The 24,829-nt window shown below is 44.5% G+C and carries 23 protein-coding genes, 1 tRNA gene and 1 riboswitch; of the genes, 10 read left to right on the top strand and 14 right to left on the bottom strand.

Features of this window, described 5'->3' with window-relative positions; genetic code table 11:
- Nucleotides 1-723 precede the first annotated feature (723 nt).
- Nucleotides 724-1,353: a DsbA family protein gene (locus L3V37_RS14035; RefSeq protein ID WP_053304219.1), complete on the top strand. Its 630-nt coding sequence runs from the start codon at nucleotides 724-726 to the stop codon at nucleotides 1,351-1,353.
- A gap of 78 nt (nucleotides 1,354-1,431) precedes the next feature.
- On the opposite strand, the gene L3V37_RS14040 is transcribed toward L3V37_RS14035, so the two are convergent.
- Nucleotides 1,432-2,757 (bottom strand): Na+/H+ antiporter family protein, encoded by a 1,326-nt coding sequence (locus tag L3V37_RS14040; protein ID WP_171342875.1) that lies wholly within the window; start codon nucleotides 2,755-2,757, stop codon nucleotides 1,432-1,434.
- A 28-nt stretch (nucleotides 2,758-2,785) separates the two neighbouring features.
- Entirely contained in the window at nucleotides 2,786-3,430 is a 645-nt protein-coding gene (rnt, locus tag L3V37_RS14045) for a ribonuclease T (protein ID WP_005384888.1), read from the bottom strand.
- A gap of 341 nt (nucleotides 3,431-3,771) precedes the next feature.
- Here rnt and L3V37_RS14050 point away from each other — a divergent pair, with 341 nt between their 5' ends.
- The gene (locus tag L3V37_RS14050) at nucleotides 3,772-4,653 is read left to right on the top strand and encodes an OmpA family protein (protein WP_005384887.1); all 882 of its coding nucleotides are present in this window, start codon (nucleotides 3,772-3,774) and stop codon (nucleotides 4,651-4,653) included.
- 120 nt (nucleotides 4,654-4,773) lie between these two features.
- On the opposite strand, the gene L3V37_RS14055 is transcribed toward L3V37_RS14050, so the two are convergent.
- The 11 genes from L3V37_RS14055 to L3V37_RS14105 all read right to left on the bottom strand — a co-directional run bounded on the left by L3V37_RS14055 (nucleotide 4,774) and on the right by L3V37_RS14105 (nucleotide 15,860).
- Nucleotides 4,774-5,208, bottom strand: coding sequence for a DUF2753 domain-containing protein (locus L3V37_RS14055; protein WP_005384886.1), 435 nt, complete (start codon nucleotides 5,206-5,208; stop codon nucleotides 4,774-4,776).
- Nucleotides 5,209-5,358: 150 nt separating this feature from the next.
- Complete coding sequence (gene gloA, locus L3V37_RS14060; protein WP_017635317.1) at nucleotides 5,359-5,775, bottom strand: lactoylglutathione lyase; 417 nt, start codon at nucleotides 5,773-5,775, stop codon at nucleotides 5,359-5,361.
- Nucleotides 5,776-5,807: 32 nt separating this feature from the next.
- Nucleotides 5,808-6,449 (bottom strand): endonuclease III, encoded by a 642-nt coding sequence (gene nth, locus L3V37_RS14065; RefSeq protein WP_005380743.1) that lies wholly within the window; start codon nucleotides 6,447-6,449, stop codon nucleotides 5,808-5,810.
- 64 nt (nucleotides 6,450-6,513) lie between these two features.
- On the bottom strand, nucleotides 6,514-7,206 hold the full coding sequence (locus L3V37_RS14070) for an electron transport complex subunit E (RefSeq protein WP_005384881.1): 693 nt from the start codon (nucleotides 7,204-7,206) through the stop codon (nucleotides 6,514-6,516).
- Nucleotides 7,206-7,838: an electron transport complex subunit RsxG gene (gene rsxG / locus L3V37_RS14075; protein ID WP_005380747.1), complete on the bottom strand. Its 633-nt coding sequence runs from the start codon at nucleotides 7,836-7,838 to the stop codon at nucleotides 7,206-7,208. The genes L3V37_RS14070 and rsxG overlap by 1 nt, the downstream gene beginning before the upstream one ends.
- A gap of 7 nt (nucleotides 7,839-7,845) precedes the next feature.
- On the bottom strand, nucleotides 7,846-8,892 hold the full coding sequence (gene rsxD, locus L3V37_RS14080) for an electron transport complex subunit RsxD (RefSeq protein WP_005390256.1): 1,047 nt from the start codon (nucleotides 8,890-8,892) through the stop codon (nucleotides 7,846-7,848).
- On the bottom strand, nucleotides 8,892-11,642 hold the full coding sequence (gene rsxC / locus L3V37_RS14085) for an electron transport complex subunit RsxC (protein WP_237306492.1): 2,751 nt from the start codon (nucleotides 11,640-11,642) through the stop codon (nucleotides 8,892-8,894). Before rsxC ends, rsxD begins: the two co-directional genes overlap by 1 nt.
- 8 nt (nucleotides 11,643-11,650) lie before the next feature.
- Nucleotides 11,651-12,247: an electron transport complex subunit RsxB gene (rsxB, locus tag L3V37_RS14090; RefSeq protein WP_005380760.1), complete on the bottom strand. Its 597-nt coding sequence runs from the start codon at nucleotides 12,245-12,247 to the stop codon at nucleotides 11,651-11,653.
- Nucleotides 12,248-12,250: 3 nt separating this feature from the next.
- The gene (gene rsxA, locus L3V37_RS14095; protein ID WP_005380762.1) at nucleotides 12,251-12,829 is read right to left on the bottom strand and encodes an electron transport complex subunit RsxA; all 579 of its coding nucleotides are present in this window, start codon (nucleotides 12,827-12,829) and stop codon (nucleotides 12,251-12,253) included.
- Between the two features lie 306 nt (nucleotides 12,830-13,135).
- A complete protein-coding gene (gene pflB / locus L3V37_RS14100; RefSeq protein WP_237306493.1) occupies nucleotides 13,136-15,433 on the bottom strand; it encodes a formate C-acetyltransferase in 2,298 nt (765 codons plus the stop codon).
- A 351-nt stretch (nucleotides 15,434-15,784) separates the two neighbouring features.
- Nucleotides 15,785-15,860, bottom strand: a tRNA-Asn gene (locus tag L3V37_RS14105).
- A 560-nt stretch (nucleotides 15,861-16,420) separates the two neighbouring features.
- Here L3V37_RS14105 and uvrB point away from each other — a divergent pair.
- The 3 genes from uvrB to luxU all read left to right on the top strand — a co-directional run bounded on the left by uvrB (nucleotide 16,421) and on the right by luxU (nucleotide 20,478).
- Nucleotides 16,421-18,451 (top strand): excinuclease ABC subunit UvrB, encoded by a 2,031-nt coding sequence (uvrB, locus tag L3V37_RS14110; protein WP_237306494.1) that lies wholly within the window; start codon nucleotides 16,421-16,423, stop codon nucleotides 18,449-18,451.
- Between the two features lie 291 nt (nucleotides 18,452-18,742).
- A complete protein-coding gene (gene luxO, locus L3V37_RS14115) occupies nucleotides 18,743-20,137 on the top strand; it encodes a quorum-sensing sigma-54 dependent transcriptional regulator LuxO (RefSeq protein WP_237306495.1) in 1,395 nt (464 codons plus the stop codon).
- Complete coding sequence (luxU, locus tag L3V37_RS14120) at nucleotides 20,134-20,478, top strand: quorum-sensing phosphorelay protein LuxU (RefSeq protein ID WP_054576229.1); 345 nt, start codon at nucleotides 20,134-20,136, stop codon at nucleotides 20,476-20,478. The genes luxO and luxU overlap by 4 nt, the downstream gene beginning before the upstream one ends.
- A 138-nt stretch (nucleotides 20,479-20,616) precedes the next feature.
- Here luxU and L3V37_RS14125 read toward each other — a convergent pair whose 3' ends face one another.
- Nucleotides 20,617-21,513 (bottom strand): YvcK family protein, encoded by an 897-nt coding sequence (locus tag L3V37_RS14125; protein ID WP_025767209.1) that lies wholly within the window; start codon nucleotides 21,511-21,513, stop codon nucleotides 20,617-20,619.
- Between the two features lie 175 nt (nucleotides 21,514-21,688).
- A riboswitch (molybdenum cofactor riboswitch) is annotated at nucleotides 21,689-21,823 on the top strand.
- Between L3V37_RS14125 and moaA the strand changes: the two genes are divergently transcribed.
- The 5 genes from moaA (at nucleotide 21,812) to moaE (ending at nucleotide 24,632) form a co-directional block, all read left to right on the top strand.
- Nucleotides 21,812-22,801 (top strand): GTP 3',8-cyclase MoaA, encoded by a 990-nt coding sequence (gene moaA / locus L3V37_RS14130; protein WP_017636052.1) that lies wholly within the window; start codon nucleotides 21,812-21,814, stop codon nucleotides 22,799-22,801. Its footprint overlaps the riboswitch before it by 12 nt.
- 101 nt (nucleotides 22,802-22,902) lie before the next feature.
- Nucleotides 22,903-23,415 carry a molybdenum cofactor biosynthesis protein B gene (gene moaB, locus L3V37_RS14135; RefSeq protein WP_005388935.1) on the top strand — a complete coding sequence of 171 codons (513 nt, stop codon included), beginning with the start codon at nucleotides 22,903-22,905 and terminating at the stop codon, nucleotides 23,413-23,415.
- A gap of 26 nt (nucleotides 23,416-23,441) precedes the next feature.
- Entirely contained in the window at nucleotides 23,442-23,921 is a 480-nt protein-coding gene (moaC, locus tag L3V37_RS14140) for a cyclic pyranopterin monophosphate synthase MoaC (RefSeq protein ID WP_005388936.1), read from the top strand.
- Nucleotides 23,918-24,175 carry a molybdopterin synthase sulfur carrier subunit gene (gene moaD, locus L3V37_RS14145; RefSeq protein WP_017636051.1) on the top strand — a complete coding sequence of 86 codons (258 nt, stop codon included), beginning with the start codon at nucleotides 23,918-23,920 and terminating at the stop codon, nucleotides 24,173-24,175. Before moaC ends, moaD begins: the two co-directional genes overlap by 4 nt.
- A 1-nt stretch (nucleotide 24,176) precedes the next feature.
- Nucleotides 24,177-24,632, top strand: coding sequence for a molybdopterin synthase catalytic subunit MoaE (moaE, locus tag L3V37_RS14150; protein ID WP_017821374.1), 456 nt, complete (start codon nucleotides 24,177-24,179; stop codon nucleotides 24,630-24,632).
- Nucleotides 24,633-24,829 lie beyond the last annotated feature (197 nt).

The following is a 24,829-nucleotide window of genomic DNA, read 5'->3' on the forward strand; positions in this document are numbered from 1 at the left end:
TATGTTGGCCTCAAACTAAAGCTACAAGTCATATGGCGATGAACGGTTATGAACTCACGGGACACACTGAGCGGATGACAAAATCCGCACTCTCCTCACCCGCCTGCGAGGTTTTTCGAACAGTTTTTTTTCAGTTTTTGTGTACTGAAATTTAGTGGGGAGAGTTCCTAGAGTGTCTCGTGGAAAACCATATATATAGCGGGGCTTGCGAGAGAATAGAGCTACTTAGAGCCTAGACTGAGAGTGTTTTGAAAATTTCAAAGATTGAAAATACTTTCAGTAAATTCCAATTTTAATGATCTGGAAAGATCAAGATGAAATTTGTAAGTGTATGAAAAATAAGTGTTGTTCAGAATTTTGTGAGAAATATAGATGATCAGGTGAGCGCAGATAAGATCTGATTAAGAGGGCATAGAGCCTTACTCTATAAGTCTTTAGAGCGAATTATTAAGATAAAGCAGTTTTTCAATTTATGAGACGGTATAATTAAACTCAGATGTCAAAATCACTGTGCAGTTAACGGGACAAAACCGCTGTTTACGTGTTGATGAAGAAGAGGGGAACGAGTGAGTGCTGGACCTATATTGCTATCAGGGTTACAAGCAAAACTCGCTAACTCTTAAGCAGAAACCAAGCAATAAGATTTAAATGTGTCGCCACTTTATCGCCATTTATTATTCTTGTTTCATTTAACTAATTGATTTTATAGGTTAAAAAATTAAAGTGGATATAAAGCTTTACTACGTGCATGACCCAATGTGCAGTTGGTGTTGGGGTTACAAACCAACGCTGGATAAACTAAAACAGCAACTGCCAGGTGTGATTCAATTTGAGTATGTGGTTGGTGGTCTTGCGCCAGATACTAATTTACCGATGCCGCCCGAGATGCAACAAAAACTCGAAGGTATTTGGAAGCAGATTGAGCGCCAGTTAGGCACTAAGTTTAACTACGATTTCTGGAAGCTTTGTACGCCAGTTAGAAGCACTTACCAATCTTGTCGTGCGGTTATTGCAGCGGGCTTTCAAGACTCTTATGAGCAGATGCTAGAAGCGATTCAGCATGCGTATTACTTACGTGCGATGCCTCCTCATGAAGAAGCCACTCACTTGCAACTAGCGAGAGAAATTGGCTTGAATGTTCAGCAATTCAAGAATGACATGGATGGCTCTTTCTTAGAGGGTGTGTTCGAAGATCAATTGAGCCTTGCAAAGAGCCTAGGTGTGAACTCTTACCCTAGCTTGGTTCTTAAAATTAACGACGCTTATTTTCCGATTGCCATCGATTACCTGTCGACAGAACCAACCTTGAAGCTGATTCGTGAGCGTATTATTGACAATATGCCAGCGCAATAACCACAGTTATGAATAACAAAAAGCCGCTCATTGAGCGGCTTTTTCGTAACTAAATGTATATCCATCCAAACGATAGTATTAAAGCACCATTGCTGCAATCCAACCAAAGATGATTAGAGGGATATTGTAATGGATAAAGGTTGGAACGACTGTTTCCCAAATGTGCTCATGTTGACCGTCGGCATTTAGACCAGATGTAGGGCCTAATGTAGAGTCAGAAGCTGGAGAGCCTGCATCACCTAACGCAGCCGCAGTACCTACCAGTGCAATCGTTGCCATCGGCGAGAAGCCGAATGCTAGCGCAAGAGGCACATAGATAGTTGCAAGGATTGGAATCGTAGAGAACGATGAACCAATGCCCATTGTTACCAACAGACCAACGATCAGCATCAGTAGTGCAGCTAAAGGCTTATTGTCACCGATGCTGGTTGATAGCGATTGTACTAGTGTTTCAACACCGCCAGTTTGCTTCATTACTGCTGCAAAACCTGCCGCTGCAATCATGATGAAGCCAATCATTGCCATCATGTGTACACCTTTAGTGAACACGTCGTGCGTCTCTTTCCATGCAATAACGCCGCCGAAAGTAAACACCATAAAGCCAGCTAGAGCACCGATAATCATTGAACCCGTGTAAAGCTGAACACCCAATGCAGCGACAATACCAAGTGCCGCAACTAAGATGTGCTTTTTATTGATGACATGATCGGTTTCGTCAACGACAGTCAACTCAGTTTCTTTGTAGACACGCGGTTTACGATAGCTAACAAAGATAGCCAGTAATAGACCAAACAGCATTCCTGCACCTGGCAGTAACATGGCGGTTGGGACTTGGCTTGCAACCACGTTTTCCAAACCGTTGTCATGTAGGTTCTTTAATAGAATGTTGTTTAAGAAAATACCGCCGAAACCAACAGGTAAGATCATGTAAGGCGTGATCAAACCGAAGGTAAGAACACACGCGACCAAACGTCGGTCGAGTTTAAGTTTCGCAAATACGCCCAAAAGAGGTGGAATCAAAATTGGAATAAAGGCGATATGGACCGGAATTACGTTCTGAGACGACATCGTAACAAACACTAATGCCACCAACACGGCGTACTTTAAGCCAGTAGTGGAAGCGGAGTTTTCTTTGCCATTTAAGCGCTTGATAACACTTTTGGCCAGTAGATCCGTGATGCCTGATTTCGAGATGGCAACAGCGAAAGTACCTAACATGGCGTAGCTTAGCGCGATAGTTGCACCGCCACCTAGACCACTTTCAAATGCGGTAACCGTATCCCCAAGGCTCATGCCTGCGACTAGGCCGCCTACGATGGCACTAAACGTGAGGGCAACCACCACGTTTACGCGCATCAATGCTAACACGAGCATGACGCACACTGATATAACGACAGGATTCATACTTTTCCTAATATGTTGTGTTTACTTATTATTCTTCGTCGACAAGCGGCCAACCGCCGAGGGCCTTCCATTTGTTGACAATACCGCAGAATAATTCTGCTGTTTTTTGTGTATCGTAAAGCGCAGAGTGTGCTTCACGGTTATCAAATTCCATCCCGGCTGTTTTGCATGCTTTAGCGAGAACTGTTTGGCCATAAGCAAGGCCACTTAATGTAGCCGTATCAAAAGTAGCAAAGGGATGAAAAGGGACTCTTTTTAGTTTACAGCGTTCATTTGCTGCATTTACAAAACCCAAGTCGAATGCTGCGTTATGAGCAACCATAATTGCACGTGAGCAATCTGCGGCTTTTTGTTCTTTGCGAATAAGCTTATAAATTTCCTTTAGCGCCTCTTGCTCAGAAACAGCACCTCGAAGAGGGCTGAAAGGGTCACGAATACCATTGAATTCAAGCGCTTCTTTTTCTAAGTTAGCGCCTTCAAATGGTTCCACATGAAAATGAATGGTGGAGGCCGGATGCAACACGCCATGTTCGTCCATTTTCAACGTAACGGCACAGATTTCTAAAAGTGCATCAGTTTGAGCATTGAAACCAGCGGTCTCAACGTCTACTACCACAGGGAAATAACCACGAAAGCGTTTTTTCAAGGTTAGAGCTTCATTTTCTAGTGTCATGTTGGCTTATTTTTGTGTGACGAAGGCTGCATTATTGCAGATTATACCGATGAGAAAAACCGCAATTTAAGAGAAAACCGGAATTCTATTTTGCATCCAATCAATAAGTTTGTATTGCATATTATGTAGACGTTTATTCGCCATACTTTGCATCATGTAAACCGATAAAACATGAGTAAGTAAAACGCTAAGTGGCGGTTAAGGTGATTGGAACACGGTGGCTCACATTAATGGCAGTGTGACAGATATTCCGATATTGGCGAGATTTTTGCATGCCCGTTGAAGTGGTTTTATTGATGCAATTTGACGGCAACAGACTGCCGTTTAAGAGACAGTATTAGATGAAGAAATGGCTGATTACCAGTGGTGTTGTATTTTCGTTGTTTAGCACAAGCAGCTTCGCTTTGATGGGCAAACGTTATGCTGCAACTCCGCAGCAATCTCAATGGGAAATGGTGGTCAATACACCATTAGAATGTCAGCTTGTACACCCTATTCCAAGCTTTGGAGATGCGGTATTTTCATCTCGTGCAAATAAAAAAATCAATTTAGACTTTGAGTTAAAAATGCGTCGTCCGATGGGAGAAACACGTAACGTCAGTCTCATTTCTATGCCGCCACCTTGGCGGCCAGGTGAACACGCCGATCGAATTACAAACCTAAAGTTTTTTAAACAGTTTGATGGTTATGTCGGAGGGCAAACAGCATGGGGCATTTTGTCTGAGCTGGAAAAAGGCCGTTATCCGACTTTTAGTTACCAAGATTGGCAGAGCCGAGATCAGAGAATTGAAGTCGCATTGTCATCAGTACTATTTCAAAACAAGTACAACGCGTTTAGCGACTGTATTTCAAACTTATTGAAATACAGTTTTGAGGACATTGCTTTTACGATTTTGCACTACGAAAGACAAGGTGATCAGTTAACCAAGGCTTCTAAAAAGCGTTTATCACAAATTGCAGATTATATCCGACATAATCAAGATATCGATCTCGTGCTGGTGGCGACGTACACAGATTCAACCGATGGTAAAAGTGCGAGCCAAAGTTTATCAGAGCGACGTGCAGAGTCACTTCGTGATTATTTTCAGTCTCTAGGGCTACCGGAAGATCGAATTCAAGTGCAAGGGTACGGCAAGCGTCGTCCTATTGCAGATAACGGTTCGCCAATAGGAAAAGACAAAAACCGCCGAGTCGTGATATCTCTAGGGCGAACCCAAGTGTGATGCTTATAAAAACGCCGAAGCTGAAAGCTTCGGCGTTTTTGATTTACTGACGTTGTTAATAATATTTTAGTGGTATTTTGCCAAGCACCTTTCGGTGATTCCTGCTGTATAATTTGAATGTTAGTTTAAGCGGAATTTGGCAATGACTTCGCAATTGGTTGCGGTATCTATTTTTTCAACCTGTTTGGCAATAGCTGGATTAGGGTGACGCTTCATAAAGTCTATCAACGCCTTAGTACAGCATCCTATCGAGTCGATAAAGCTTGCACACTCTTTATTTGGGCATTGTGGGATAAGTGTTAAGACTTTCTCAGAGGCCAGTTGAAGGTATTTGAGTTCATAGTCAGTATCTCCGGCCCAACGCCAGAACTGAGCTAAGTTATGACAAGAAATCACAGAAATTAATAATCGCTCGTCCGCCTCAATTTCCACACATTCGCTAATATCTTCACTCAGGCTTAGGGCTTGCTGGTAATGAAGAATGCTGCGAACAGGGTCATCTAGTTGAAGTGCCGTATCGGCTAGAAGTGTGTGTTTTTCCCATTCACTGATCATTATCGTAATCCCGCATATCGAAGTTGCGGATAAATCTAAACGATAACCATTATCAAGTAAAGAGTTTTGTTTATAAAAGGACAGGCAGATCGCAGACCTGCCTGTAATCGGAGTTCAACTTGCAGTACAAGTGATTATTAGAAGTGCTGCTTAGCCTTCAAGACCTGATGAAGCTTGCTTGTTTTGAATAAGCTCAATCATGTAACCGTCAGGGTCTTTTACGAATGCAATGTGCGTGCTTCCGCCTTTTACTGGACCTGGCTCACGAGTCACATTACCGCCCGCCGCTTTGATAGCGTCGCAAGTTGTGTAGATATCATCAACACCAATGGCGATATGACCAAAAGCAGTACCTAGGTCATACTCAGTTTTACCCCAGTTGTAAGTCAGTTCGATCACTGCACCTTGGGATTCGTCACCATAACCAAGAAACGCTAGCGTGTATTCGTACTCTTTATTTTCGTTAGTACGAAGCAGCTGCATGCCCATAACTTCAGTGTAAAACTTGATGGATTTGTCTAGATCACCTACGCGAAGCATAGTGTGGAGAATTCGACCGTTTGACATTTTTTGCTCCTAGCTTTGATTTACAAATAGCGTTAGCTATCTGGGTATACTTTCTCTTTATATTCGCACAAATCTTCGATAATGCAGCTACCGCAGCGAGGCTTTCTTGCTACGCACGTATAACGACCATGAAGAATGAGCCAGTGGTGCACATCGAGTTTGAACTCTTTTGGCACAACTTTTAATAGCTTCTGCTCGACATCATCAACCGTTTTTCCCATCGCAAATTTAGTGCGATTCGACACGCGATAAATGTGCGTATCGACGGCAATAGTTGGCCAACCAAAAGCGGTGTTGAGCACGACGTTTGCGGTCTTGCGACCTACGCCTGGCAGCGCTTCTAACGCTGCACGATCTTCAGGAACTTCACCATTGTGTTTTTCCAACAAGATCTTACAAGTCTTGATTGTGTTTTCTGCCTTTGAGTTAAACAAACCGATGGTCTTTATGTATTCTTTTAAGCCATCGACTCCCAAATCAAGAATGCTTTGAGGTGTATTCGCTACAGGGAAAAGCTTGTCGGTGGCTTTATTGACGCTTACATCGGTTGCTTGAGCTGATAGTAATACAGCGATTAGCAGCTCAAAAGGGGAGCTCCAGTTAAGCTCAGTTTGAGGATTCGGATTGTTTTCTCGTAATCGCTCAAGAATTTCGATTCTTTTTATTTTGTTCATTGCTGACTTCCAATACCGTCTCTGCGGTTTATGAAAAAGGCTCCTATGACAGAGCCTTATCTTGTTATGCGTTAGTGACGCGAGCACGTTCTATGGTTGGTTTTTCTTCTTTTGGTTGACGTGCCTGAATTGAATTATCTATGACATTTTTGAGCGCTATCAACAGCCCAACACCGATAAATGCACCAGGTGGGAGAAGCGCTAACAGGAAGCTATTGTCAAATTGGAAAACTTGAATGCGGAGAGCTGAAGCCCAGTCTCCTAGGAGAAGGTCTGCTCCGTCGAATAGTGTGCCATTACCAATTAATTCGCGCATGGCACCTAGCACGACCAAAACGCTTGTCATACCAAGCCCCATCCATAAACCGTCTAATGCTGCAGGCGCAACATCATTTTTTGAAGCATATGCTTCAGCTCGACCAATAATGATGCAGTTGGTTACAATCAGAGGAATAAAGATACCAAGAGATAGGTATAAACCATACGCATAGGCATTCATCAATAACTGAACACAGGTAACGAGAGAGGCAATGATCATCACGAACACAGGAATGCGGATCTCTTTTGGTACGTAATTACGAATAAGAGAAACCGTGACGTTGGAGCCGACCAGCACTAATAAGGTTGCAATACCAAGACCTAAGGCATTGGTTATCGTGGAAGAAACCGCTAGTAGTGGACACAGACCCAGCAGCTGTACGAGAGCAGGGTTATTGCTCCACATACCGTTTTTCATCAGCAATTTATTTTCACTCATTACTGCTCTCCTTCACAGCCCAAAGGCTGGCTAAGAATGTCTTCACGAGATTGGTTTACGTAGTTAACGGTATTTCGCACCACTTTTACGACGGCTCTAGGCGTGATCGTTGCACCAGTAAATTGATCGAAATCGCCGCCATCTTTACGAACTTTCCACGAATTCCAATTGTTTTCCGTGACTTGTTTTCCTGTAAAGCTCAGGATCCAGTCGGTGACACGAAGATCGATTTTATCGCCCAGACCAGGGGTTTCTTGGTGGTTTAGGACGCGTGTCCCCAAAATATTGCCCTGATTATCAATCCCAGTAATCACTTTTATCTCACCATTGTAGCCATCTGGCGCGATAGATTCTATTGCGATTGCTGTTGGTTCACCATTCTTCGTGGCGAGGTAGGCTGGCATTGCACGTAATGTCCCCAGATCTGGTGACGTGACCATAGTGCAGGCTTGCGTGAGTGCGTTGTCATGCATGTTTTCTGGAATGACTTGATTCAAAACAGAAAGTAATTGTTTTTGCTCTTGTACCTTGATTTGGTCTTTTGTTAGGTACTGAGTAAGGGCGACTAATCCGGTTGTTGCACATGCAAATATCGCGAGTGTCAGACCATTTTTTCTAATAGCGGTTAACATGTTTACCTCAGTGACCGTAAGTTCTAGGTTTGGTGTAGTAATCGATCAGTGGCACACACATATTTGCAAGCAACACTGCAAATGCAACACCATCTGGGAAACCGCCCCAACTGCGAATGATAAAAACCAAAGCACCAATAAGCGCACCGAAGATTAAACGTCCTTTGACGGTGGTAGACGCCGAAACGGGATCGGTTGCAATAAAGAATGCGCCAAGCATGGTTGCACCAGATAACAAGTGTAAAACTGGCGACGCAGTTTCCCCTGGCGTCAGCAACGTGAACACTAGGCTAAACAGAGTCAGACTCGCAAGGAAACCTGCTGGAATATACCATTGGATGATACGCTTTTTGATCATGACTATGCCGCCAAGAAGGTAAGCAAGGTTTACCCATTGCCAACCAATACCACCTAAGCCATCAAATATTGGCTGCGACATTACTTCGCTTGGAGTGGCACCTGTAAGAATGCCAGTCTTAAATGCATCAAGTGGTGTCGCCATTGTCACGCCGTCAACACCTGAGCGAACTTGCTGAAGTGATAAGCCGTCGTAATCATAGCCCGTAAAAATTAAAGAGAGTGTATCTGCAAAATTTACATGATCAGGTATGAGTGATGTCGGTGCACTCCAACTCGTCATTTGTACTGGGAAAGAGATCAACAAGACCACATAAGCGACCATTGCAGGGTTGAATAAGTTTTGTCCAAGGCCACCATAGAGGTGTTTAGCGATTACTATCGCAAAAATAAGCCCGATCACCATAATCCACCACGGAGACCATGGTGGTATAGCAACGGCTAACAACCAAGCGGTAACTATTGCACTGTTATCACGTAGCGCTCTCATTGGTGAGCGTTTACGACAGATCATGACTAAGGCTTCAAGGGATACAGCGACTGCAATGGCAAAAATCAGTTGAATAAGCGTACCCCAGCCAAAGAAGTAGGTTTGAGCTACTAAACCTGGAAGTGCGCAAAGTGCCACCCATTTCATTAAGTCTGGCGTACTACGACGACTGTGGGTATGCGGTGAACTGGCAATAAAAAACGACACTACTCGTTCTCCTCAGTATTATTTTTATTAGCTTCTTGTTGCGCTTTGCGGGCCTTCGCGCGCGCGATTGCTGCGGCAACCGCGGCTTTTTTCGGATCCACTTTTGGTTCTTCAGAAGTTGCTTCTTCAACAGGCTCTGTTTGCGTTTCTTGCTTAGCTTTACGCGCTTTGGCACGTGCAATGGCAGCAGCCACGGCGGCTTTTTTCGGATCGTCGGTTTGCTCGGTAGGTGCTTCAGCTTCTTCCGCTTCAGTTGAGTCTGCTTGTTTCGCTTTACGAGCCTTCGCGCGCGCAATTGCTGCGGCAACCGCGGCTTTCTTCGGATCCACTTCTGGTTCTTCGGAAGTTGCTTCTTCAACAGGCTCTGTTTGCGTTTCTTGCTTAGCTTTACGCGCTTTGGCACGTGCAATGGCAGCTGCCACGGCGGCTTTTTTCGGATCTTCGGTTTGCTCGGCAGGTGCTTCAGCTTCTTCCGCTTCAGCTGAGTCTGCTTGCTTCGCTTTGCGCGCTTTGGCTCGAGCAATTGCAGCGGCAACTGCGGCTTTTTTCGGATCGTCGGTTTGCTCGGCAGGTGCTTCAGCTTCTTCCGCTTCAGCTGAGTCTGCTTGCTTCGCTTTGCGCGCTTTGGCTCGAGCAATTGCAGCGGCAACTGCGGCTTTTTTCGGATCTTCGGTTTGCTCGGCAGGTGCTTCAGCTTCTTCCGCTTCAACTGAGTCTGCTTGCTTCGCTTTTCGTGCTTTGGCACGTGCAATGGCAGCAGCCACGGCGGCTTTTTTCGGATCGTCGGTTTGCTCAGTAGGTGCTTCAGCTTCTTCCGCTTCAGTTGAGTCTGCTTGCTTCGCTTTACGTGCTTTGGCACGTGCAATGGCAGCAGCAACCGCGGCTTTCTTCGGATCGCCGTCTTGTTGTGCAGACGTTTCCGATTCTATAGATTCAGTTGAATCTTCTTGTTGTGCTTTTTTCGCTTTAGCTCGGGCGATGGCGGCCGCAACTGCCGATTTTTTATCATCAGCGTTATTGTCTGGCGTTTCGCCTTGTTCTTTTTGCGCTTTACGTTCGCGAGCAAGACGTTTGCGTTCTTCGCGCAGTTTTGCCATTTCTGAGTTATCAGGTTCACTAGAGCCTGCTTTAGCTGCTGCCGCTTGTTTAGCCTTCGCTTTGGCAATGGCTGCCGCTACGGCTGGTTTTACTGCTGGCTCTGCTTTTTCAGTGGTTTCTGTCTTTTGAGCTTTCACTCGTGCGATCGCTGCTGCTATCGCATCATCGCTACCAGAAGACTTCATCTCTTTTCGGCGTTGATCGGCAGCTTTCTTGAAGCGATTTTCACGTTCTGCTTTTTCGCGTTCCATACGCGCTTTTTTCTCTTCAAAACGCAGTTTTGCTCGCTCTGCAGCTTCCGCTTCTTGTGTTCTAGTTCTAATTTCTGCTTTCGCTTGGCGGTAGTACTGTACGAGCGGAATTTCACTTGGACATACAAACGCACAAGCGCCGCACTCGATACAATCCTTTAAGTTTAATTCTTCGAGTTTGTCATACTCTTCAGCTTTCGCATGCCATTGCAGTTGTTGAGGCAGCAGCGAAGCAGGGCATGCTTCGGCACATTGGCTACAGCGAATACATTCCATCTCATACTGGTGCGGAGAGATCTCACGACGAGTCGGAGCAAGGATACAGTTTGCTGTCTTGGTAATCGGCACTTGGGAGTGAGGAAGGGTAAAGCCCATCATTGGCCCACCCATAATTAAACGCTGTAACTTCTTATCTGCTTTATAGCCAAACTCATCCAACAGTGCTTGTACTGGTGTCCCTAATAATGCCCAAACGTTGCGTGGTTGTTTGAAGGTTTTACCAGTGAGAGTCACGATGCGTTTTATCATCGGCTCACCGTCGATGACTGCGCGTTTTATAGCGTAAAGAGAACCAACATTCTGAACCAAAATACCAATATCGGCTGGAATCGCGCCACTTGGCACTTCTTTATTGGTTAAAATTTTGATCAGCTGTTTTTCACCGCCAGAAGGGTATTTAGTTGGGATAACGCGAATAACGATATCTTTGTTTATAGCCGCAGCTTCTAGCGCTTTGATTGCTTCTGGTTTGTTGTCTTCAATGCCAATAATCGTGAGCTTTGGTGTCAGGATATGTTCGACAATTTCGATACCTTGAATAAGCTCTTCGGCATGTTCTTGCATGAGCTTGTCATCAGACGTGATGTATGGCTCGCACTCTGCTGCATTAACGATAAGAATCTCGGTACGAGCAAAACCTGATTGGATTTTTTTTGCAGTAGGGAAGCCTGCGCCACCCATACCAGAAATACCAGCGAGACGAATAATATCAATCAGTGCGTCAGGGGTTTCTTGTTGGTAATCTGCGACGGGGTTTCTTTCACACCATGCATCTTTCCCATCAGGCGTGATGACTGCGCACAACTCACTTAACCCAGAAGGGTGCGCGACAGTTCGTGGCTCAATCGCGGTGAGCGTACCTGATGTTGGAGCATGCACTGGAACAGTAAAGCCGGTCTCCGATTGCGTTAATGGCTGACCTTTTAATAAGTAGTCACCTTCGGCAACCAGTAGGTTACCCGCTTTACCAATGTGCTGTTTTAGCGGCAATACAAGTTCTGACGGGATAGCCGCATGAGCGAGTTCAGTTTTGTTGGACTGCTTTTTATTTTCTGCCGGATGCACACCACCTGGGAAATCCCAAAGCGCGCCTGTACGAATTTGTTCAATCAAAGACAACATGTGAAACCTTACTTAATTGAATCTTTCACGTTCGCTGCATTGTCGGCAGCATCCGTAATGTTAAGTACCGGAATGGAGTGAAGTTGCCACTTCCAGCTTTCTGTGGTCGTTGCCACAGGAATCATTTCAATACAATCAGTCGGACATGGGGCAACACACAAGTCACAGCCCGTACATTCGTCTTTGATTACGGTATGGACCGCCTTTGTTCCGCCTACAATTGCATCCACCGGACACGCCTGAATACACTTAGTGCAGCCAATACACATGTCTTCATGAATAAACGCAACGGTTGGAATTTTGCTGTCGAGATCGTGCGCAGATTCTTCTGGCTCAACACCCATTAAGTCGGCGAGCTTTTCGATTGTTGCCTGACCACCAGGTGGACATTTGTTGATGTGGTCGCCATTTGCAATTGCTTCAGCATAAGGGCGACAACCAGGGTAGCCACATTGACCGCATTGAGTTTGCGGTAAAATGGCGTCGATTTGATCCACAATAGGGTCCGCTTCAACTTTAAAGCGAATAGAAGCAAAACCAAGTATCGCGCCGAAAATCGCAGCCAGAACCGCTAACGCGATAATCGCAATTAAAATCGTACTCATCGCTTACTTCACCAAACCTGTAAAGCCCATAAAGGCGAGTGACATTAAACCTGCTGTAATCATTGCTATTGATGCACCTTTAAAAGGTACAGGAACGTCGGCGGCGGCTATGCGCTCTCGCATGGATGCGAAAAGTATCAACACCAATGAGAAACCAACAGCGGCGCCGAAGCCGTAGATGATCGATTCAATAAAGTTATGGTTTTCATTAATGTTAAGAAGTGCCACGCCCAATACTGCGCAGTTTGTTGTGATCAGCGGTAAGAAAATGCCAAGCAAGCGATAAAGCGTCGGGCTGGTTTTGTGCACAACCATTTCGGTGAACTGCACCACAACGGCTATCACCAAAATAAAACTCATGGTTCGAAGGTACTCAATACCCAGTGGACGAAGGATGTAGCTTTCCACTAAATACGCACACACTGACGCGAGCGTTAGCACAAAAGTTGTCGCTAAGCCCATACCTATTGCTGTTTCCAGTTTTTTGGACACGCCCATGAAAGGACATAGGCCCAAAAACTTCACCAGTACAAAGTTGTTCACCAGCACAGTGCCGACCAACAACAAAACATATTCGGTCATAGTTATTACGTTCTTAAAATCCGATCTTGATATTATCGTGTTTTGTGACACCAATAACAACCAGTGAACGATGTGGTTTTACATACACGATGGAAAAATAGTCGTCTATTTGATCTATTTTGATGAATCAATAAGAAATTGAATCGTTTGCTGAATGTATTGTTAGCGAGAGGATACTACCTATTAATTTTCATCTAATGTGTGATTTTAAAAAAAAGCCCGCCTCTCCCAGGTAGAAAAGAGAGGCGGGCAACGCATATTTACAAGCTAATTATTTAAACTTTCTGAGTGCTTGATGGACTGTGTTTATATCTTACTTGTGAAGGTACGAGTGATGACGTCTTGCTGTTGCTCTGTCGTTAGAGAGTTAAAACGTACCGCATAACCAGACACTCGAATTGTCAACTGAGGGTATTTCTCTGGATGTTCAACCGCATCCAATAACATCTCTCGGTCTAGAACGTTGACGTTAAGGTGTTGACCACCTTCAATCGCAATGCCTTCGTTGCTTGCTTCGTGATGGAAGTAACCATCCATTAGCGCAGCTAGGTTCTTCTTCTGACTCAAGTCATCTTTACCCAATGCGTTAGGCACAATTGAGAAAGTGTAAGAAATACCATCTTTCGCGTAAGCGAACGGTAATTTAGAAACCGATGCCAGAGACGCAACCGCCCCTTTTTCATCACGACCGTGCATTGGGTTTGCACCCGGTCCAAAAGGCATACCTGCGCGACGGCCATCTGGTGTATTACCCGTTTTTTTACCGTAAACCACGTTAGATGTGATTGTTAAAATCGATTGAGTTGGCACTGCTTCGCGGTAGGTGTGCATCTTCTGAATTTTCTTCATGAAGCGCTCAACTAGATCACAAGCGATGTCATCAACACGGGCATCATTGTTACCAAATTTTGGATAATCACCTTCGATTTTAAAATCAACGGCGATGCCATCTTCATCACGAACGGGTTTCACGGTTGCGTATTTAATTGCTGCTAAAGAGTCTGCAACAACAGACAGACCTGCAATACCACACGCCATCGTGCGGTGCACGTCGCGATCCATCAGTGCCATCAGTGACGCTTCGTAGCTGTAACGGTCATGTGAGTAATGGATGATGTTCAACGCTGTGACGTATTGCGTTGCTAACCATTCCAACATGTTGTCGAAACGAGGCATCAAAGCGTCAAAGTCGAGAATTTCATCTTGAACTTTGTCCACTACCGGACCCACTTGCGCTTTCGATTTTTCATCGATACCACCATTGATGGTGTAAAGCAGCGCTTTTGCAAGGTTGGCACGTGCACCAAAGAATTGCATGTGCTGACCAACAATTTGCGGGCTCACACAACATGCAATCGCGTAGTCGTCATTGTTGAAATCAGGACGCATTAGATCGTCGTTTTCGTATTGAACCGAAGAGGTATCAATCGACACTTTTGCAGCATATTGTTTGAACGCTTCAGGCAATTGCTCTGACCAAAGAATCGTCATGTTTGGCTCAGGAGCAGGGCCCATAGTATGTAGCGTATGTAAGTATCGGAATGTCGTTTTAGATACTAGCGTACGGCCATCAACACCCATACCTGCCATGGCTTCTGTTGCCCAGATTGGGTCGCCAGAGAACAATGAATCGTATTCTGGTGTGCGTAGGAAGCGAACCATCCGTAGCTTCATGATGAAGTGGTCAATCATTTCTTGCGCTTGTGATTCATCAATCAAACCGTTTGCGATATCGCGTTCTAGATAGACGTCTAGGAAAGTCGAAGTACGGCCCAGTGACATTGCTGCGCCGTTTTGCGATTTAACCGCAGCTAGGTAGCCAAAGTAGGTAAATTGGATCGCTTCTTGTGCAGTTTTTGCAGGTAGCGACATATCAATGCCGTATTTCAGACCCATTTGACGAATGTCTTCAAGCGCTTGAACTTGATCGGCTATTTCTTCGCGTAGACGAAGTGTTTTCTCAAGATCGTTGCCTTGTTCTAAGAACGTTTGTGTTGAGTTGTATTGCTCTTTTTTGTCTGCTTTTAAGAAGTCGATACCGTATAGGGCGAGACGACGATAGTCACCAATGATACGACCACGGCCATAGGCATCAGGAAGGCCCGTGATGATGCCGGATTTACGACACGCCAGAATTTCTTGGGTGTAAAGGTCGAAACACGCTTTGTTGTGAGTTTTACGGTATTCAGTGAAGATTTTTTCAACCGTTGGATCCAGTTCGCGGCCATAAACTTCGCACGAGTTTTTTACCATGCGAATCCCGCCATTGGCGATGATTGCACGTTTTAGCGGTTGATCAGTTTGTAAGCCAACGATCTTTTCCAGATCTTTGTTGATGTAGCCTGCATCGTGGGAAGTGATTGTTGAGGGCAAGTCTGTGTCAAAATCAATAGGGGCGTGTGTGCGGCTTTCTTGTTTTATGCCTTCAAGCACTTGGTTCCATAATGCTGAAGTGGATTCGCTAACTTCAGCTAAGAAAGTCTCGTCTCCCTCATAGGGTGTATAGTTTTTTTGGATGAAGTCACGAGTGTTGACAGAGTTTTGCCATTCACCAGCAGTAAATCCAGCCCATGCATCTAGCATGTCAGTTGTCGGAATAGTCATAAGTAAATCCCTAAGTTATTGATAATTAGAATGGAGGCGACGAGTAGGACGGAACCATTCTTAACCCTTTTAATCGTATGGATTTATTTATTATGAGTAAAATGAATGCTTTTCATTTTTTCAATGATTAAATTGCATTAATAATAGATTCAAATAGTTATGATTGTTTTTTTGCTAGGAAAGAGACAGAATTAAATGTGTTTTGCTGTGAGAACACTATCTATGACAATGTTATGAGTTCTGTAATTTGAACTTATTTCGGTGTGATTTTATGGCGCCTAGATTGGCTTAGATTTCATGGCGATTAAGATACTAAAAAGCCGTGTCTTGCGACACGGCTTTTCTATAATCTGGCTCCTCCTGCTGGGCTCGAACCAGCGACCTGCGGATTAACAGTCCGTCGCTCTACCAACTGAGCTAAGGAGGAATTGCTTTGCTTGAAAGCGGGACGAATCTTACCGAGCACTCAAACTACTGTCAACAGTAAAAAAATACATTTTTAGCAAAAAATATTGAGTTAAGGGCTTTACTTTTCTGTATGGCTTGCCAGTAAAGGCTCGAGGTTAGTTATCCACTAAATTTGTGGATAAGTATGTTGATGAGATCTGGGTAAAGAAAATTGATATGCAACTAAGTTTTTATTTAATGAATTTTTAGTCGGAGTTATGCGTAAAATAAGCAAATAAAACAGAGATTTATCGATGTTAATCAAAAGGTATTCAAAGTGGATAAAAAATCAATCTTTTGGGGATAAGAAAGTTTTAAGCTAATTTTTGGGGAAAAGTTGTGGAAACTATAATGTGAAGAATGTGTGTAGCTCTTCAACTAGGGCGAAGTACTATATCAGAGTCACTTTTGTATGGCTATAGCATTCTAGACAAACAAGAAAATTTATTAACAATGATGGTTAAATTCTCGATAGACGTAGATTTCATTAGCTAAGGTGTATATATATACAGCCAAAGCGCAGTAAAATTGAGGAAGGGTATGAGTAAAGTCTATGAATTGGTCTCCGATTATCAGCCGTCGGGCGATCAACCAGGAGCGATCAATCAGTTGCTTGAGGGGCTCGATGCTGGGCTAGCACATCAAACCTTGTTGGGGGTCACAGGCTCAGGTAAAACCTTCACACTAGCGAATGTGATTGCTCAAGCCCAACGACCTGCAATATTACTTGCGCCAAACAAAACGCTTGCTGCTCAGTTATATGGTGAGATGAAGTCATTCTTTCCTAATAATGCGGTTGAGTATTTTGTTTCTTACTATGATTACTACCAACCTGAAGCATATGTTCCCACAACAGATACTTTCATTGAAAAGGACGCTTCGGTTAACGCCCACATTGAGCAAATGCGACTGTCTGCCACTAAAGCTTTATTGGAACGGAAAGACGCTATTATCGTTGCTTCGGTTTCAGCTATCTATGGTTTGGGTGATCCGGAATCCTACTTACAAATGATGCTTCATTTGCGACGTGGAGATGTGATTGATCAGCGTGATATGCTTCGTCGCCTAGCGGAGCTCCAATACTCGCGCAATGATGTTGCTTTTGAGCGAGGCCAGTTCCGTGTCCGTGGCGAGGTGATTGATATATTCCCTGCTGAATCAGACCAAGACGCTGTGCGCGTTGAGATGTTTGACGATGAGGTGGATTGCATCAGTGTGTTCGATCCATTGACAGGCGTGGTGAAACAACGAGACTTGCCGCGCTATACCATCTATCCCAAGACGCACTATGTGACGCCAAGAGATCGCATTCTTGAAGCGATTGAAAATATTAAAGTCGAACTAGAAGTGCGCAAAAAGCAGCTTCTAGATAACAACAAGCTACTGGAAGAGCAGCGAATTAGCCAGCGCACTCAATTCGATATCGAAATGATGAATGAGTTGGGCTTTTGCTCCGGTATCGAAAACTATTCTCGTTATCTCAGTGGACGCTCGGAAGGTGAGCCGCCACCAACCCTGTTTGACTACTTACCTCATGATGGCTTGTTGATCATCGATGAATCTCACGTGACAGTACCGCAGATAGGTGCCATGTATAAAGGCGACCGTTCGCGTAAAGAAACGCTGGTGGAGTTTGGTTTCCGGTTACCTTCAGCTTTGGATAATCGTCCACTGAAGTTTGAGGAGTTTGAAGCACTAGCGCCACAAACGATTTTCGTCTCTGCTACTCCTGGAAATTACGAACTAGAAAAATCGGCGGGTGATGTAGCGGATCAAGTCGTTCGTCCTACAGGCTTGCTTGACCCTGAGTTGGAAGTTCGCCCAGTAGCGACCCAAGTCGACGACCTATTGTCTGAGATCCGTATTCGCGCAGCTAAAGATGAGCGAGTTCTGGTTACAACACTGACCAAACGAATGGCTGAAGATCTCACCGAATACCTTCACGAACATGATGTTAAGGTACGTTATTTACACTCAGACATTGATACTGTTGAGCGTGTGGAAATTATCCGTGACCTTCGTCTTGGGGAATTTGACGTGCTGGTGGGAATAAACTTATTGAGAGAGGGCCTGGATATGCCAGAGGTCTCGTTAGTTGCAATTTTGGATGCGGATAAAGAGGGCTTCTTGCGGTCTGAACGCTCACTCATTCAGACCATTGGTCGTGCTGCACGAAACATCGAAGGTAAGGCGATTTTATACGCTGACCGAATCACCAACTCAATGAAAAAGGCGATGGATGAAACTAACCGTCGTCGCGAGAAGCAGGAAGCGTACAACGAAGAAATGGGTATTTCGCCACAAGCGCTCAAACGAAATATCAAAGACATCATGGAACTTGGCGATATCACTAAGTCTAAACGCCAGCGTAACACTGAACAGGTACCATTATCGAAAGTGGCGGAGCCTTCGCAAACTTACGAGGCACTGTCCCCTCAGCAGCTAGAAAAAGAAATCAGTCGACTGGAGGCGGCGATGTATCAGCATGCGCAAGACTTAGAATTTGAGTTAGCGGCACAAAAGCGTGACGAGATTGAAAAACTACGAGCGCAGTTCATCGCAAATAGTTGAACAAACTTACCGATTTAGATATCCAAGCATTTTAGGTCGCTTGTAAAAAAAAGAAGCCAATAGGCAGTCGGGTCTATTGGCTTGTTTTGTGAACATATCGTTCACTAACAACGTCAGTTGGCTAGGTGACCCGAGGGGTCACTATCGTTACAGCATGGTTTGTGCCACTTTTTAAATAATTGATATTATTTTTGAATTTTTTCCTTTGCCCATAATTTAGTTAATGTTATTTGCAAAATGCAAAGCGTAATGCGATTATTGTTTAAAACACAACAAAATAATAGCTAGGTTATGCAACAAAAACCCGAAGGCCCAAAGTCTCGTTACCTTTTAATGGTCGAGGACACAGTATCTGTTGCGGCTCTGTACCGCTCATACCTGACACCGCTTGGCATAGATATCAATATTGTCGGCACAGGTAGGGATGCCATTGAGAGCCTAAATCATCGAATTCCAGATCTTATTTTACTCGATCTCCGTCTGCCAGATATGACGGGGATGGACGTTTTACATGCCGTTAAAAAGAGTCATCCCGACGTACCTATAATCTTTATGACCGCTCACGGTTCTATCGATACCATGCGTCATGGCTCACAAGACTTTTTAATCAAACCGTGTGAAGCAGACCGTTTACGTGTCACGGTTAACAATGCCATTCGTAAAGCGACCAAGCTAAAAAATGAAGCCGATAATCCAGGTAATCAGAGCTATCAGGGGTTTATCGGCAGTAGCCAAACCATGCAGCAGGTTTACCGTACGATAGATTCAGCGGCGAGCAGTAAAGCGAGTATTTTTATCACTGGTGAAAGTGGTACTGGTAAAGAGGTATGTGCCGAGGCAATCCACGCAGCAAGTAAACGTGGTGACAAACCTTTTATTGCAATTAACTGTGCTGCAATTCCAAAAGATTTGATTGAGAGTGAACTGTTTGGTCACGTAAAAGGGGCCTTTACTGGTGCTGCGAATGATCGTCAAGGGGCAGCTGAGTTAGCGGATGGCGGCACACTTTTTCTAGATGAGCTTTGTGAGATGGACTTGGATTTACAAACCAAGTTGCTACGATTTATTCAAACGGGCACATTCCAAAAAGTGGGTTCCTCAAAAATGAAGAGCGTGGATGTGCGCTTTGTGTGTGCCACTAACCGTGATCCCTGGAAAGAGGTACAAGAAGGTCGATTCCGTGAAGATTTGTACTATCGTTTGTATGTCATTCCTTTGCATTTACCGCCTTTACGCGAACGAGGCGAAGATGTTATTGAAATTGCATACTCACTGCTAGGTTACATGTCACACGAAGAAGGAAAAAGCTTCATACGTTTTGCGCCTGATGTCATCGAGCGATTCAACAGCTATGAGTGGCCGGGTAACGTTCGTCAGTTACAAAACGTGCTACGCAATATCGTTGTTCTAAACAACGGTAAAGAGATTACGTTGGACATGTTACCGCCACCGTTGAATCAACCGCTTGACCGTCCGTCGTCTGTGGCTAAATTAATTGAGCCGAAAGCGATGACCGCATCTGAGATTATGCCATTATGGATGACGGAAAAAATGGCAATCGAGCAAGCGATTGAAGCATGTGATGGCAATATTCCTCGAGCGGCGGGGTACCTTGATGTCAGTCCGTCGACGATTTACCGCAAGTTACAGGCATGGAACGGCAAGGAAGAGCGGCAAAAAGTATGAGTGTAAATGTATTAAATCAGCAAAAAATAGATGAACTGTCGATGGAAATTGGCAGTGACAACGTACCTGTACTGTTCGATATCTTCCTAGGAGAAATGGATACCTATATCGAGAACTTATCCCAACTGCAGGGGGCAGAGCGATTAGCTTACTCAAAAGAAATCAGCCACGCGTTGAAAAGTAGTGCTGCGAGCTTTGGGGCAGATCGCCTTTGTGAACTGGCGATGTCCATAGACAAAAAAGCGAAAGCCGGTGAGTTGACTGCGGAGTCTGAGGAGTTAGAGGTTATGTTCGATCTTTTGCACGAAACTCGAGATGCTTATCGCTCTTGGCGACAGTAACTATTTATTCCTATTAACCATTTTTTCTTAGTAAACATCTGTTCTTACTGGATGCCTGAACTAAAACCCTTCGATGACAGAAGGGTTTTCATTATCAATAAACACCTTAAAAGAGGGCGCTAGCCAGGTAACGTGCTCTTAAATAGAAAGTTGTAGCTGACTTTCAATCGCTAGTTTGAGCTTGTTTCTATCGTGACGCCAGTCTCGGTTAGAGGAGGCGAGTGACTCCGTCACTACATTCCATTGACTTAAGACGTCTTGCTCGGTTTTCTCTGCTAGGACCACGTCTATTTTTCTTCCTTGGCAGGCACGTTCACACCATTCTAATTTTTGAGCCATCGTCATTCGTCCTGCTGGGCCGTATTCTGGACTCAGGTTAGCAACAAAAATGACTTTTGCTTTTGTGTTTGCTGCAATCGCTTTGCCGAGTTCAGGCAGCAATAAAGGAGGCATGATACTAGTTAAAAAACTGCCAGGGCCAAGAATAATCGCGTCCGCTTCCGCCAAAGCTGTGATGGCTTCTTTGGTGGCAGGCACTTCTGGTGAAAGGTCCAAACGTCGCAGGTCTGCTTTCATTTCGTCGACATTTGTTTCTCCCGTAACCCACTTCCCATCTACGGATAACGCGGAAAGATCCGAAGGGTGTTCGGACATAGGAAGGATGTTAACGTCGACTTTTAACATATTGCGAATCAGATTAATGGCATCTAAAGGTCTGACCGATAAGTTATCGAGTGCAGTAAGCATCAAATTACCAAGATTATGACCATCAAGTTCGCCAGTGCCTTTGAAGCGATATTCAAACATCATCGAACTGATCGAAGGCTCTGTAATGAGCTGATTAATACAGTTACGTGTGTCTCCCCAAGCGATTCCTCCTTGGCAGTGACGAATTCTTCCTGTTGAACCACCATTGTCAGTCGTGGCAACAATCCCAGTTGCATTGCTGCCAAAATCTCGTAATGCGGCCAGCATTCGACCTAAGCCATGACCACCGCCAACAGCGACCACTTTTTTATCTGTGTAGATATTCATTATGTTCTTCTAATAATCTAATAAAAAACGGCTACAATTTATCTTAAGGAGTGTCTTAAAGGTACTCACTTAGCGGTAAATTGTGTCTCTAGAGAGTTTTTTATCACTCAAGTCTGGATTCCATTACAAATATTAAGTATTTTACACCGCAAAGCTATCAGAGATTTCATATCTCTGGTTGCCATAACTCCGAGCTCACTATTGCTAAGTCCTTGGATAAGCGTTTTGAGCCAGTGGCATACTGTCACAAGGGCATGATTGGAAATGGCCATGCCTCCCGTGTTTGGAAAGGTGTTCCGTGGCGCAACAATTCGAAGACAAATTTCATCGTAAGTTTTATTACTTGCGTCTGTCTGTGACCGACGTATGTAATTTCAAATGTACCTATTGCCTTCCTGATGGCTATAAGCCTTCGGGCAATAAAAACTCGTCTTTTTTATCTCTCCCTGAAATCAAACGGGTCGTAAAAGCATTCGCTGATTGTGGCACGTCAAAAGTGCGCATCACTGGTGGTGAGCCTAGTTTACGCAAAGATTTTACCGACATTATCCATTCAGTAGCGGCGACGCCTGGCATTCAAAAAGTTGCAACGACAACCAATGGCTATCGCATGGCAAAACAAGTCGCAGACTGGCGTGAAGCGGGTTTAACCCACATTAATGTCAGTGTGGATAGCCTTGACCCGCGTATGTTTCATCAAATCACAGGTGAAAATAAGTTTACTGAAGTCATGAATGGTATCGAACGTGCGTTCGAGGTCGGTTATGAGCAAGTAAAAGTTAATGTGGTGTTGATGAAAGATCTGAACCATCACGAGCTGCCAGCGTTTCTTAACTGGATAAAAGATCGTCCAATCCAACTGCGTTTCATTGAGTTGATGCAAACGGGTGAGATGGATGAGCTATTTAATAAGCACCATGTATCCGGAGTGGCAATTCGTAACCAGCTAATTGCAAATGGTTGGTTGCTGAAAGTGCGCTCGCATAATGATGGTCCTGCGCAAGTATTTGTTCATCCTGATTACAAGGGTGAAATAGGTCTTATCATGCCTTATGAAAAAGACTTTTGTGAAAGCTGCAACCGACTGCGCGTTTCTGCGATGGGTAAGCTGCACCTATGTCTGTTTGGAGACCACGGTGTAGAACTACGTGATCTTTTGGAACGTGATGAGCAAGAGAGTGAGCTTATTGAACGTATCCAGGCGCAGTTACAAACCAAGTCGGTAAGCCATTTCTTGCATGATGGCAATACTGGTATGACGCCACACCTCGCGTCTATCGGCGGCTAACTTCATTCAATTTTTAGAGCGAGTTCACTGATAAGCTGGCTCTAACTTTTTCCGAATCGATACCAAGCGTATCAAAGCTAATTAAGAGAATAGGTGAACAAATGGGTCACGCTGAAAGCAAATTCCAACCTGCAAATATTGCCGTTCTAACGGTATCTGACACTCGTACTGAAGAAAACGATACCTCTGGTCGTTACCTAGCTGAGCATGCTCAAGAAGCGGGTCACAACGTAGTAGACAAGCAAATTGTTATTGATGACATGTACAAGATCCGCGCGATTGTTTCTCAATGGATTGCTGATGAAAGCGTACAAGCGATCATGATTACTGGCGGTACAGGTTTCACCTCACGTGATAGCACGCCAGAAGCACTTAAGCCTCTATTTGATAAAGAAGTTGAAGGTTTTGGTGAGTTGTTCCGTATGGTGTCGTACGAAGAGATCGGTACGTCTACGATTCAGTCTCGTGCGATTGCTGGTTTTGCTAACCACACCGTGATCTTCGCAATGCCAGGTTCAACTGGTGCGTGCCGCACAGGCTGGACAAAAATTATTAAACAGCAGTTGGATGCAAGTCATCGCCCTTGTAACTTCATGCCACACCTATCTGTATAACCTTTCCTAAAAGCGAAGGAAAAACAATGACCCAATTTACACATATCAATGCTTCTGGCGAAGCAAACATGGTTGACGTGTCAGCAAAAACGGAGACGGTTCGTGAAGCTCGTGCTGAAGCATTTGTTCACATGGCCCCAGAAACACTTCAACTGATTGTCTCTGGCCAGCACCATAAAGGTGATGTATTTGCGACGGCTCGTATTGCTGGTATTCAAGCTGCGAAGAAAACCTGGGATTTGATTCCACTTTGTCATCCGCTACTACTCTCTAAAGTTGAAGTTCAACTGGAAGCTATCGAAACAGAAAACAAAGTTCGCATCGAATCAGTATGTAAACTTGCGGGTAAAACTGGTGTGGAAATGGAAGCGCTCACGGCAGCTTCCGTTGCTGCTCTAACGATTTACGATATGTGTAAAGCAGTACAAAAAGACATGGTTATTGGTCAAGTTCGTCTATTAGAGAAAACGGGTGGTAAATCTGGTCACTTTAAGGTGGAATCATGATTAAAGTACTTTTCTTTGCTCAAACTCGTGAGCTGATTGGCATCGACAGTGTCGAGTTAGACGGGCCGTTTGAAACGGTTGAATCAATTCGTGCACATCTAGTGGAAGAAGGTACTGAGAAAGATGGCAAGTGGGATTTAGCGCTCGAGCCAGGAAAGCTACTTGCTGCAGTGAACCAATCCATCGTCCCTTTGGATACACAAGTAAAAGCAGGTGACGAAGTTGCGTTTTTCCCGCCGGTAACTGGGGGTTAAGATGGATTCTCGTGTTTCTGTACAAATTGAAGACTTTTCGGTTGAGCAAGAATATCAACGTCTATCTGAAGGGACGGCTGCCGGCGCTGTCGTTACATTCGTTGGTAAAGTTCGAGATATGAACCTTGGGGATAATGTCATTGGTTTACATCTAGAGCACTATCCGGGGATGACAGAGAAGAGCTTGAGCGACATTTGTGATCAAGCTGAGTCTCGCTGGCCACTATTAGGTGTACGCGTGATTCATCGCGTCGGAGACATGGATAGCGGTGATCAAATTGTATTTGTGGGCGTTTCCAGTGCGCACCGCGGTGCGGCATTTGATGCGTGCGAGTTCATCATGGATTATCTGAAAACCCAAGCTCCATTTTGGAAAAAAGAGCGTACGACGAATGAAGATCGTTGGGTTGAGTCGCGCGACACCGATCATCAAGCTGCACAGCGTTGGGAAAAATAGAACTAACCCGCATTCTAGTGAAAAAAGCTAAGTGCTAATGGTACTTAGCTTTTTTTGTATTTATTGTACTGTCCTAAATAAGGTTGACACTTTCCACCCCCAAAATTGGAGAGTGTTATGAAATCAACAACTAAAAGAACTCAGCGCGATTACTCCCTCGCTTTTAAACTCACTGTAGTTGATGAGGTTGAAAAAGG

It is taken from the genome of Vibrio sp. D54, assembly GCF_021728075.1.
GTDB lineage: Bacteria > Pseudomonadota > Gammaproteobacteria > Enterobacterales > Vibrionaceae > Vibrio > Vibrio alginolyticus.

Coding starts and splice junctions, on each gene's coding strand:
- L3V37_RS14040 (WP_171342875.1), bottom strand. CDS start 2,757: ATGAATCCTGTCGTTATATCAGTGTGCGTCATGCTCGTGTTAGCATTG.
- rnt (WP_005384888.1), bottom strand. CDS start 3,430: ATGACACTAGAAAATGAAGCTCTAACCTTGAAAAAACGCTTTCGTGGT.
- L3V37_RS14050 (WP_005384887.1), top strand. CDS start 3,772: ATGAAGAAATGGCTGATTACCAGTGGTGTTGTATTTTCGTTGTTTAGC.
- L3V37_RS14055 (WP_005384886.1), bottom strand. CDS start 5,208: ATGATCAGTGAATGGGAAAAACACACACTTCTAGCCGATACGGCACTT.
- gloA (WP_017635317.1), bottom strand. CDS start 5,775: ATGTCAAACGGTCGAATTCTCCACACTATGCTTCGCGTAGGTGATCTA.
- nth (WP_005380743.1), bottom strand. CDS start 6,449: ATGAACAAAATAAAAAGAATCGAAATTCTTGAGCGATTACGAGAAAAC.
- L3V37_RS14070 (WP_005384881.1), bottom strand. CDS start 7,206: ATGAGTGAAAATAAATTGCTGATGAAAAACGGTATGTGGAGCAATAAC.
- rsxG (WP_005380747.1), bottom strand. CDS start 7,838: ATGTTAACCGCTATTAGAAAAAATGGTCTGACACTCGCGATATTTGCA.
- rsxC (WP_237306492.1), bottom strand. CDS start 11,642: ATGTTGTCTTTGATTGAACAAATTCGTACAGGCGCGCTTTGGGATTTC.
- rsxB (WP_005380760.1), bottom strand. CDS start 12,247: ATGAGTACGATTTTAATTGCGATTATCGCGTTAGCGGTTCTGGCTGCG.
- rsxA (WP_005380762.1), bottom strand. CDS start 12,829: ATGACCGAATATGTTTTGTTGTTGGTCGGCACTGTGCTGGTGAACAAC.
- pflB (WP_237306493.1), bottom strand. CDS start 15,433: ATGACTATTCCGACAACTGACATGCTAGATGCATGGGCTGGATTTACT.
- uvrB (WP_237306494.1), top strand. CDS start 16,421: ATGAGTAAAGTCTATGAATTGGTCTCCGATTATCAGCCGTCGGGCGAT.
- luxO (WP_237306495.1), top strand. CDS start 18,743: ATGCAACAAAAACCCGAAGGCCCAAAGTCTCGTTACCTTTTAATGGTC.
- luxU (WP_054576229.1), top strand. CDS start 20,134: ATGAGTGTAAATGTATTAAATCAGCAAAAAATAGATGAACTGTCGATG.
- L3V37_RS14125 (WP_025767209.1), bottom strand. CDS start 21,513: ATGAATATCTACACAGATAAAAAAGTGGTCGCTGTTGGCGGTGGTCAT.
- moaB (WP_005388935.1), top strand. CDS start 22,903: ATGGGTCACGCTGAAAGCAAATTCCAACCTGCAAATATTGCCGTTCTA.
- moaC (WP_005388936.1), top strand. CDS start 23,442: ATGACCCAATTTACACATATCAATGCTTCTGGCGAAGCAAACATGGTT.
- moaD (WP_017636051.1), top strand. CDS start 23,918: ATGATTAAAGTACTTTTCTTTGCTCAAACTCGTGAGCTGATTGGCATC.
- moaE (WP_017821374.1), top strand. CDS start 24,177: ATGGATTCTCGTGTTTCTGTACAAATTGAAGACTTTTCGGTTGAGCAA.